The sequence below is a fragment of the Pseudomonas sp. DF5 genome (genome assembly GCF_058148225.1).
This window is the reverse complement of sequence record NZ_JBYVYM010000026.1, coordinates 47,956-57,597: the sequence shown is the minus strand read 5'-3', so window position 1 is coordinate 57,597 and position 9,642 is coordinate 47,956. Positions and strand designations below refer to the sequence as shown.

Below are 9,642 nucleotides of genomic sequence, written 5' to 3'. Positions count from 1 at the left end.
GGAGAGGATTTGTCCGCGATGAAATTGCCGTAGCAGCTGTCGAGCCTGCGAGACTGCGTTCGGGTGTAGCAGCTGTCGAGCTTGCGAGGCTGCGTTCGGCTGCGCAGCAGTCGTAAAATCAGGCACTGCGGTCCGTCAGGCACACCGTACATTCAGGGTTTACTAAAGCGTGTCAGAAAACGACACATCGCATACCCACTGCCGACAGTTATTTTTCTAAAAACGACAGGCCTTTGATCTGCTCCGCATAACCATTGCTCAGCTAAGCCTTTGCTTCTGCTCGTTTATCGCGGAGAATCCCGCCCCTGTTTCGGCCGGAGCATGTCTGTCGGTTTTTTCCGACGTGTCCTGGCCGAGTGGCAAGTGACCGGAAAGCGGAGATCCGACCGGATGAATGATCAGGCCAATAGCGTCGACGAACGCTATGTAGCGGCGACACCAGCGAGCCTCGAAAGCTGGAATCGCCATGACACCACCTGGATGCTGGGCCTGTTCGGCACGGCAATCGGGGCTGGTACCCTGTTTTTACCGATCAACGCAGGGCTGGGCGGCTTCTGGCCGCTGCTGATCCTGGCGTTGCTGGCGTTCCCCATGACGTTTTACGCGCACCGTGGCCTGACCCGCTTTGTGCTGTCCGGTCGTGAAGGTGCGGACATCACCGAAGTGGTGGAAGAACATTTCGGCATCAAGGCCGGTGCGCTGATCACCTTGCTGTATTTCTTCGCGATCTTCCCGATCCTGTTGATCTACAGCGTGGCCCTGACCAACACCGTGGGCAGCTTCCTCGAACATCAGCTGCACATCATGCCGCCACCGCGCGCCGTGCTGTCGTTCGTGCTGATTCTCGGCCTGCTGGCGGTGGTGCGTTGCGGTGAGCAGGTGATCGTCAAGGCCATGAGCCTGATGGTGTATCCGTTCATCGTCGCGCTGCTGTTCCTGGCGGTGTTCCTGATTCCTCACTGGAATGGCGGCATCCTCAGCACCGCGTCCACGCTGCCTGAGTCGTCGGCGCTGCTGCACACCCTGTGGCTGGCGATTCCGGTGATGGTGTTCTCGTTCAACCATTCGCCGATCATTTCGGCGTTCGCGGTGGACCAGAAACGTCGCTACGGCACGCATGCCCAAGAGCGCAGCTCGCAGATCCTGTCCCGCGCCCACCTGTTGATGGTGGTGATGGTGCTGTTCTTCGTCTTCAGCTGCGTGCTGACCCTGTCGCCGGCGCAACTGGCGGAAGCCAAGGCGCAGAACCTGTCGATCCTGTCGTACCTGGCCAACCACTTCAGCAACCCGACCATTGCCTTCGCGGCGCCGCTGATTGCCTTCGTGGCCATTTCCAAGTCATTCCTGGGTCACTACATCGGCGCCAGCGAAGGCTTGAAGGGTTTGATCGTCAAGAGCGGCAAACGCCCGGCGCCGAAGACCCTGGACCGCATGACTGCAGCGTTCATGCTGGTGGTCTGCTGGATCGTCGCGACCCTGAACCCGAGCATTCTCGGCATGATCGAAACCCTCGGTGGCCCGGTCATCGCGGCGATTCTGTTCCTGATGCCGATGTACGCGATCCGCAAAGTACCGGCGATGGCGCGTTACCGTGGCCAAGCCTCCAACGTCTTCGTGACGCTGGTGGGCCTGGTGGCGATTACAGCGTTGATCTACTCGCTCACCGCCTGAAGCAGCGGGCGATCAATCGGGGCTGCCCCGGTTGATCGCCCCCTTCGAATGCCCGGCCACACGACCTTTGGTTCGCTGGCGGCAATGCTCGATAGCCGCAACGGCTTTTTCGCAGGCCTTGCACAATGTGGCCGGCGCAGTGGCTTGCTGCGGTGCGAACCATTCGGGGCAGAAGCTGATCACGCCGTCCGGCGAGTGCATCCATTGACTGACAACATGTTGAACCGTCCCGCCCAGTCCCTTTCTGGCTCGTAACGCGTTGAGCTGTGGCGCACAGAGTTGGTCCAGCATCAGCCGGTGGGTCTCGCGCAAGAACGGTGAAATCTGTACCGAAAGGTATGCGATGCCAAACCTCTCCTGGGCCACACGTGCGCCCAACGCCCAGAATGAGCCCACCACCACGATATCCTCATGGCGCCGCGCCGCAATGTAGTCATAGGTCGGTTCGAGCAGGTGTGAGACGGCGCTCCACTGCATGGCCAAAGCGCTTTTCGAGTCTCGCAGGTGGGGTGTGTCGTCGCAGGCTTGCTGGCATAACGGTTCGAATTCCAGCCCATACCGTTCGATGGTGGCCTTGAACGTCGGCTGGCTGCACAGGGTCGCGCGATGACCACGCAGGTTCAGCGCATTGGCCAGGCCAATAAAGGGGAAAACGTCACCGGCCGAACCGATGGCGATCAGGATGACCCGCATGACTCCTCCTTGAGATAAGGCTCGCGAGGTCTTGTGGCACGCCGTCCTGGTGCCGACATCAGGCAAAGATAGCTGGGTAATTGGTGTCAGGCATAAAAAAACGCCGCTCATCTCGCGATGGGCGGCGTTTTTCATGGCTTTGTAGCGTTAGGCTTGAACGACCGGGATGTTGGCGTTCGCAGCAGCTTCACGGAACTCGGCGATCTGGTCGAAGGACAGGTAGCGGTAAACGTCGGCCGCCATGCTGTCGATCTTGCCAGCGTATTCCATGTACTCCTCGACGGTCGGCAGGCGACCCAGGATGGACGCAACGGACGCCAGCTCGGCCGAAGCCAGGTAGACGTTCGCGCCGTCACCCAGACGGTTCGGGAAGTTACGGGTCGACGTCGACACCACGGTGGAGTTCGGCTCTACACGTGCCTGGTTACCCATGCACAGCGAGCAGCCTGGCATTTCCATGCGTGCGCCGGCCTTGCCGTAGATGCCGTAGTAGCCTTCTTCGGTCAGCTGGTGAGCGTCCATTTTGGTCGGCGGCGACAGCCACAGACGGGTTGGCAGCTGACCTTTGACCTGTTCCAGCAACTTGCCGGCAGCGCGGAAGTGACCGATGTTGGTCATGCACGAACCGATAAACACTTCGTCGATTTTCTCGCCAGCAACGCTGGACAGCAGACGGGCGTCGTCCGGATCGTTTGGTGCGCAGAGCACAGGCTCATTGATGTCCGCCAGATCGATTTCGATGACTTCGGCGTATTCGGCGTCAGCATCGGCTTCCATCAGTTGCGGGTTGGCGATCCAGGCTTCCATCGCTTGAGCGCGACGTTCCAGGGTACGTGCATCGCCGTAGCCTTCGCCGATCATCCAGCGCAGCAGGGTGATGTTGGACTGCAGGTACTCGGTGATCGACTCTTTCGACAGCTTGATGGTGCAACCGGCAGCCGAACGTTCGGCCGAGGCGTCGGACAGCTCGAAAGCCTGTTCCAGCGTCAGGCCTTCCAGGCCTTCGATTTCCAGGATGCGGCCGGAGAAGGCGTTTTTCTTGCCTTTCTTCTCGACGGTCAGCAGGCCATTCTGGATGGCGAAGTAAGGAATGGCATGAACCAGGTCACGCAGGGTGATGCCAGGTTTCATTTTGCCTTTGAAGCGCACCAGGATCGATTCCGGCATGTCCAGCGGCATGACGCCGGTGGCTGCGGCGAACGCGACCAGACCGGAACCGGCCGGGAACGAGATGCCCATCGGGAAACGGGTGTGCGAGTCGCCACCGGTACCCACGGTGTCTGGCAGCAGCATGCGGTTCAGCCACGAGTGGATGATGCCGTCGCCCGGACGCAGGGAAACACCGCCGCGGGTCATGATGAAGTCAGGCAGGGTGTGGTGGGTGGTCACGTCGATCGGCTTTGGATAAGCCGCGGTGTGGCAGAAGGACTGCATCACCAGATCAGCGGAGAAGCCCAGGCACGCCAGGTCTTTCAGTTCGTCACGGGTCATTGGACCGGTGGTGTCCTGGGAGCCCACGGTGGTCATCTTCGGTTCGCAGTAGGTGCCAGGACGAACGCCTTTGCCTTCTGCCAGGCCGCAAGCCTTGCCGACCATTTTCTGCGCCAGGGTGAAACCCTTGGTGCTTTCGGCCGGTGCTTCAGGCTTCTTGAACAGGTCGAACGGCGGCAGACCCAGCTCGGCGCGAGCCTTCTCGGTCAGGCCACGGCCGATGATCAGCGGAATACGGCCGCCGGCACGGACTTCGTCAAGCAGAACCGGGGTCTTCATTTCGAAGGTGGTGATGACTTCGTCGGTACCGTGCTTGCAGACTTTGCCTGCGTGCGGGTACAGGTCGATCACGTCGCCCATGTTCATGTTGGAAACGTCGAACTCGATTGGCAGTGCGCCGGCATCTTCCATGGTGTTGTAGAAGATCGGAGCGATTTTGCTGCCGAAGCAGAAACCGCCAGCGCGCTTGTTCGGCACGTAAGGAATGTCGTCGCCGAAGAACCACAGTACCGAGTTGGTAGCGGATTTACGCGAGGAACCGGTACCGACCACGTCACCGACGTAGGCGATAGGGAAACCCTGGCCGCGCATTTCTTCGATCTGCTTCATCGGGCCGGTCTTGCCTTGCTCGTCCGGAACGATGCCGTCACGGGCCATTTTCAGCATGGCCAGGGCGTGCAGCGGGATGTCTGGACGCGACCAGGCGTCTGGAGCAGGGGACAGGTCGTCGGTGTTGGTTTCGCCGGTCACCTTGAAGACGCGCAGGCTGATCTTGTCGGCCAGCACCGGGCGCTTCTTGAACCACTCGCCGTCGGCCCAGGATTGCAGGACGCCTTTGGCGTGAACGTTGCCGTTCTTGGCTTTTTCAGCCACGTCGTGGAAGGCATCGAACATCAGCAGGGTGTGCTTGAGTTCTTCGGCAGCTACTGGTGCCAGTTCGGCGTCGTCCAGCAGGTTTACCAGGGTCACGATGTTGTAGCCGCCCTGCATGGTGCCGAGCAGTTCAACAGCGCGTTTCTTGTCGATCAGAGGGGATTTGGCTTCGCCCTTGGCGAGGGCAGACAGGAAACCGGCCTTTACATAGGCGGCTTCGTCCACTCCTGGCGGAACGCGATTGGTGATCAGGTCAACGAGGAAAGCTTCTTCGCCAGCCGGGGGATTCTTCAGCAGCTCGACCAGGCCTGCAGTTTGTTCGGCGTTAAGCGGCTGGGGAACGATACCCAGTGCTGCGCGCTCTTCGATATGTTTGCGGTAGGCTTCAAGCACAGTTATTACCCTCATCAGTGGTCCCAAATGGGTGTCCGGGACGCTCATCCCGAAATTACCGTACTCATGCGCTGCGTGGCGTTGTGGGCCGCTTAGCCAGAATTACCGGCAATTCCTTACAGAAGCTGCTTTCAAAGTTTTACGCCTGCAGAACGGGGAGCTGATGAGGGTTGGCGTTGGGCTTTTCCCCGCTGGAAAAACCCTTCGCCAACACCGCTCTGAAGGAACGACTGTGCTCGTGACGCTTTGAAAACAGCTTCTAACGGACATTGGCGCCTTAAAAGGCTGGCTGATTCTACGGCAAAAAAATTTGAAAGGTAAGTTAGCTTCCAAACTTTGAGGGGTGATGAATGTTAGACAAAGGGCTAACATGCCGACCTGTTCTGCTTTCCCGTGTTTTGTCTACCTATGCCCAATCAGACCATCAAGACCCCCTGCGTCGGCCTCTGCTCCACTGTTTACGGTGATTTGGTGTGCCGTGGCTGCAAGCGTTTCCACCACGAAGTGATCCACTGGAACGGTTACAACGAGGAAGAAAAACGCGCGGTGTGGTTGCGTCTTGAGCAGCTGTTGTCCCAGGTGATGGCCGCCAAGGTAGAAATTTTCGATCCCGCGCTGCTGAGAATGCAGCTGGAACAGCGCAAGATCCGCTTTGTGCCGCATCAGTCGGAGTATTGCTGGGCTTATCAGCTGATCGCCAGGGGCGCGCGGGTCATCAACAACCTGGAAGCCTACGGGATGGTGCTGCTGCCCGAGTTCCGCGACTGGAACCTGCCGGAACTGAGGGATGCCATTGATCGGGAGTTTTTCCTGCTCTCGGAAGCGCATTACCAGCGCTACATTGCGCCGGGGTTCCTAAAAGACGCCTTCGGCGGCTGATTTTTAAAAGCTTCGCGGGCAAGCCTCGCTCCTACAGTCTTGCGTTGCTTACCCTGTAGGAGCGAGGCTTGCCCGCGAAGGCGATCGACCCGACGCCGAAAATCTCAATGCCGGGTCACGATCTCTTCCAGGTGATCCATGATGTCGTCCGGCTTGAGCACCAGCACATCGCTCTCCAGCGCATCAAGCACCACTTCCGCCGTATTCCCGATCAACGCCCCGGACAACCCGGTCCGCGCCACCGTGCCGATCACCGTCACGGAGGCCCCCAGCTTATGTGCCATGAACGGAATCAATACATCCGCCGGGCCTTCCTCGATGTGCAGGTGGTCGTCGTCGATGTCGAACTCGGCCTGGAACGCCTTGCACTGCTCGCGGTAACGGGCCTCGATGGTTTCCTTGAGCTGCAACGTCGGGTCGGCCGCCGACAGCATTGGCGACGGATGGGCGCTGATCACGTGCAGATGGGCCTTGGCCAAGCTGGCAATGTCGTAGCCATGATCGATGATGCTGGCATGCAAGGTGCGGTGTTCGCCGTCCATATTACCGACATCGATGGCCGCCAGGATCACGCCACCGGCCCAGGGCTTGGCGGTTTTCACCAGCAGCACCGGAGTCGGGCAATAGCGCAGCAGTTTCCAGTCCGCCGGGGTCAGCAGGGCCTTTTTCAGTGGGCTGTCGGGATAATGCTGCTTGACCACCAGCCCGCAACCTTCAGCCTGCTGCACGTCGATAATGGTTTCGTGCAGGCTTTCGTTCCAGGCTTGCTCGGTGGTGACGTTGTAACCGTCCGCCAGCAGGGCCGCCTTGAGCACGCTGAGCATCGCGCTGTGGTCGTGCTTTTTATCGCAGACCAGCAGGTGCAGATGAGCCTGGGTCACGCCAGCGATCAATTTGGCCCGTTTGAGCGCCAGGCTTTCCGAGTGTTCGGGTTCGATGACCACCAGAATGCTGCGAATGGCTTGCATGATCGGGTTCTCCAGGAGGGTAAAAACACTGCGTTGGACAACTATAGTTGTTGGTCGGGCATTCGCGACTTGATGCATATCAACGGTGGCGACTGGTGGTCTGTCGGCAGGCCGGTATAATCGGCGCCCTTCGTTTTGAACCTTTTATCCGTGAGCCCCATGATCCTTCCCGAAATTCACGAGTTCCTCGGCTGCCGCACGCCCGACGGTTGGGTCCAGGCCGCGCTGGCCGATCAGGAAACGCTGCTGATCGACCACAAAAACTGCGAATTCAAGGCGGCCAGCACGGCGTTGAGCCTGATTGCCAAGTATCACTCCCACGTCGATCTGATCAACCTGATGTCGCGTCTGGCCCGGGAAGAACTGGTGCACCACGAGCAGGTCATGCGCCTGATGAAGAAACGCAAGATCGAGCTGCGCCAGTTGTCTGCCGGGCGTTACGCCTCGGGGCTGCGCAAAGTGGTGCGCAGCCACGAGCCGGTGAAACTGGTGGATACGCTGGTGGTCGGCGCCTTCATTGAAGCTCGCAGTTGCGAGCGTTTCGAGGCGTTGGTGCCGCATCTGGATGAGGAACTGGGCAAGTTCTACTTCGGCCTGCTGAAAAGCGAGGCCCGGCATTTCCAGGGTTACTTGAAACTGGCCTATCAGTACGGTGACGCCAAGGACATCGCCCAGGTGATCGACAAGGTGCGCGACGCCGAACAGGCGTTGATCGAGTCGCCGGATGTGGAGTTCAGGTTTCACAGTGGTGTGCCGGTCGCGGCCTAACGGCTCAAACCCAGGCGTTCATGCCACTGGGCAATGGACTCTACGGGGTAGACCTCGAATTGCTGGTCCCCCGGATGCACCTCGACTTCCACCCACGGCGCCTTGGAGCCGAGCATCAGATGCGTGTGCTCGGGCGGCACCGGCAACGGGGTGTCGATGGCCGAGGCAAACGGGTGAATCAGCTCCGGCCATTCAGGGCTGAACAGCCATAGCCCCGAACCGCACAGGGAACAGAAATGTCGCTCGGCGGTGCTGCGCCGGGCGCGTTTATCGCCTTCGTCCTTGAGCCGCGCATGGTAAATCGAGATGTGCTTGCGACCACGCACCTTGAGGCTCTGGGCGTCGCCCGCCAGGTTGATCGCATAACCGCCACCGCCCTGGGTCTTGCGACAGATGGAGCAGTAGCAACGCTGATAAGGGTAGGGGTGGGCGCTGGTCAGGCTGAACGACACCGCGCCGCAATGGCAGGAGCCTTCGAGCTGCATGGGAGCCTCCGATGGGGTTGGGATGACTCAAGACAGACTAGACCGTAAGCGTTTCTGGACAGTTGAATTTATGCTGGCCGTTCGGGCGTCTTCGCGGGCAAGACACAGGCGGGCTTGCTCGCGAAGAACGATGACGCGGTCTGCGCTACGAGCACTGCCCCTGCGGCACCCTCAGGCAATGAGCCTCGCGACCCTCCCACTTGGCGATCACCAGTGGCGCCAGTGCATTGCCAAGCACATTCAGGGCGGTGGTCGGCATCTCCATCAACCGATAAACCCCGGCAATGAACGCGATGCCTTCCAGCGGTAATCCGGCACTGGCCAGGGTGGCCGAGAGAATCACGAACATGAACCCCGGCACACCGGCAGCCCCCTTGGAAGTCAGGACCATGGTCACCACCAGCAACGCTTGATCACCCAGGCTCAGGTCGATGCCGTACAACTGGGCGACGAACAAGGTGCCGATGCCGAGAAACAGCGACGCACCGTCAAGGTTGAAGGAATAACCCACCGGCACCACGAAACTGACCAGCGACGGCGGCACGCCATAGGTCTCGAGTTTCTTCATCAGTTGCGGCATCACCGCCGCCGAGCTGGCGCTGGAGAAGGCCAGGACCAGTTCATCCTTGATGTGGCGCATCAACGCGAACAGGTTGATCCCGCACAGTCGCGCCACCAGGTTGAGCACCACCAGCACGAAGAACGCGATCGCCACGTAACTGACCATGATCAGCTTGGCCAGTGGCAGCAAAGAGCTGAAACCGAAGTTGGCCACGGTCACGGCAATCATCCCGAACACACCGATCGGCGAGTAGGCCATGATCATCGACGTGACCTTGAACATCGCTTCCGAGACCCCGCGCAGCAACGCGATCAACGGCTCCTTGCGTTCGTTGCCAAGCTTCGAAACACCGAGGCCGAACATCACGGCGAAGAACAGCACCGACAGCAGACTGCCCTGGGCCATCGCGTTGACGACGTTGTCCGGAATAATGCCGACGATGATCTGCCCCAGGCTGTGCCCTCCGGTTGCGCCGCTGGTCGGCAGGGTAACGGCGGCTGCCTTGAGGCTCGCCAGATCAGTGCCGGCACCGGGTTTTAACAGGTTGCCGATTACCAGTCCGACGATGATTGCCAGGGTGGTGATGCTGAAGAAATACGTCAGCGACTTGACCCCGATGCGGCCCAGGGATTTGCCGTCACCATGACCGGCAATGCCGACCACCATGCAGGAAAACACAATGGGTACGACGATCATTTTCATCAGCTTGATGAAAATGTCGCCGGCCGGTTGCAGCAGGTTGTTCACCAGCCATGGACGAGATTCGGGAAAGCTGTGCAGCAGGGCGCCGATGGCAATGCCGGCGAGCAGGCCGATCATGATTTGCCAGACCAGCGCGATACGGGGCTTGTGCATGGGG

General features: G+C 59.8%; 8 protein-coding genes. 3 read left to right on the top strand and 5 right to left on the bottom strand.

Features of this window, described 5'->3' with window-relative positions; translation table 11 throughout:
* Positions 1–390: 390 nt before the first annotated feature.
* The gene (locus AC30D7_RS22115) at positions 391–1,671 is read left to right on the top strand and encodes a serine/threonine transporter (protein ID WP_490135474.1); all 1,281 of its coding nucleotides are present in this window, start codon (positions 391–393) and stop codon (positions 1,669–1,671) included.
* A gap of 12 nt (positions 1,672–1,683) precedes the next feature.
* Here the strand turns inward: AC30D7_RS22115 and AC30D7_RS22110 are convergent, their stop codons facing one another.
* The gene (locus AC30D7_RS22110) at positions 1,684–2,364 is read right to left on the bottom strand and encodes a glycosyltransferase (RefSeq protein ID WP_490135473.1); all 681 of its coding nucleotides are present in this window, start codon (positions 2,362–2,364) and stop codon (positions 1,684–1,686) included.
* A 147-nt stretch (positions 2,365–2,511) separates the two neighbouring features.
* On the bottom strand, positions 2,512–5,121 hold the full coding sequence (gene acnB / locus AC30D7_RS22105; protein WP_490135506.1) for a bifunctional aconitate hydratase 2/2-methylisocitrate dehydratase: 2,610 nt from the start codon (positions 5,119–5,121) through the stop codon (positions 2,512–2,514).
* Between the two features lie 408 nt (positions 5,122–5,529).
* On the opposite strand from acnB, the gene AC30D7_RS22100 reads away from it, so the two are divergent.
* A complete protein-coding gene (locus tag AC30D7_RS22100) occupies positions 5,530–6,000 on the top strand; it encodes a DUF1289 domain-containing protein (protein WP_007937731.1) in 471 nt (156 codons plus the stop codon).
* A gap of 104 nt (positions 6,001–6,104) precedes the next feature.
* Here AC30D7_RS22100 and AC30D7_RS22095 read toward each other — a convergent pair whose 3' ends face one another.
* Positions 6,105–6,968 (bottom strand): universal stress protein, encoded by an 864-nt coding sequence (locus tag AC30D7_RS22095; RefSeq protein ID WP_490135472.1) that lies wholly within the window; start codon positions 6,966–6,968, stop codon positions 6,105–6,107.
* A 159-nt stretch (positions 6,969–7,127) separates the two neighbouring features.
* Here AC30D7_RS22095 and AC30D7_RS22090 point away from each other — a divergent pair, with 159 nt between their 5' ends.
* The gene (locus tag AC30D7_RS22090; RefSeq protein ID WP_008010271.1) at positions 7,128–7,736 is read left to right on the top strand and encodes a MiaE family protein; all 609 of its coding nucleotides are present in this window, start codon (positions 7,128–7,130) and stop codon (positions 7,734–7,736) included.
* Here AC30D7_RS22090 and AC30D7_RS22085 read toward each other — a convergent pair.
* Both AC30D7_RS22085 and AC30D7_RS22080 read right to left on the bottom strand, forming a co-directional pair.
* Entirely contained in the window at positions 7,733–8,221 is a 489-nt protein-coding gene (locus AC30D7_RS22085) for a GFA family protein (RefSeq protein WP_111453528.1), read from the bottom strand. The two genes, AC30D7_RS22090 and AC30D7_RS22085, sit on opposite strands and share 4 nt — an antisense overlap.
* 145 nt (positions 8,222–8,366) lie before the next feature.
* Positions 8,367–9,638, bottom strand: coding sequence for a cation:dicarboxylate symporter family transporter (locus AC30D7_RS22080; RefSeq protein ID WP_019579347.1), 1,272 nt, complete (start codon positions 9,636–9,638; stop codon positions 8,367–8,369).
* Between the last annotated feature and the right edge of the window lie 4 nt (positions 9,639–9,642).

Excerpts from the sequence above, each read along its gene's own strand:
- AC30D7_RS22115 (WP_490135474.1), top strand. The coding sequence starts at position 391 with ATGAATGATCAGGCCAATAGCGTCGACGAACGCTATGTAGCGGCGACA.
- AC30D7_RS22110 (WP_490135473.1), bottom strand. The coding sequence starts at position 2,364 with ATGCGGGTCATCCTGATCGCCATCGGTTCGGCCGGTGACGTTTTCCCC.
- AC30D7_RS22100 (WP_007937731.1), top strand. The coding sequence starts at position 5,530 with ATGCCCAATCAGACCATCAAGACCCCCTGCGTCGGCCTCTGCTCCACT.
- AC30D7_RS22095 (WP_490135472.1), bottom strand. The coding sequence starts at position 6,968 with ATGCAAGCCATTCGCAGCATTCTGGTGGTCATCGAACCCGAACACTCG.
- AC30D7_RS22090 (WP_008010271.1), top strand. The coding sequence starts at position 7,128 with ATGATCCTTCCCGAAATTCACGAGTTCCTCGGCTGCCGCACGCCCGAC.
- AC30D7_RS22085 (WP_111453528.1), bottom strand. The coding sequence starts at position 8,221 with ATGCAGCTCGAAGGCTCCTGCCATTGCGGCGCGGTGTCGTTCAGCCTG.
- AC30D7_RS22080 (WP_019579347.1), bottom strand. The coding sequence starts at position 9,638 with ATGCACAAGCCCCGTATCGCGCTGGTCTGGCAAATCATGATCGGCCTG.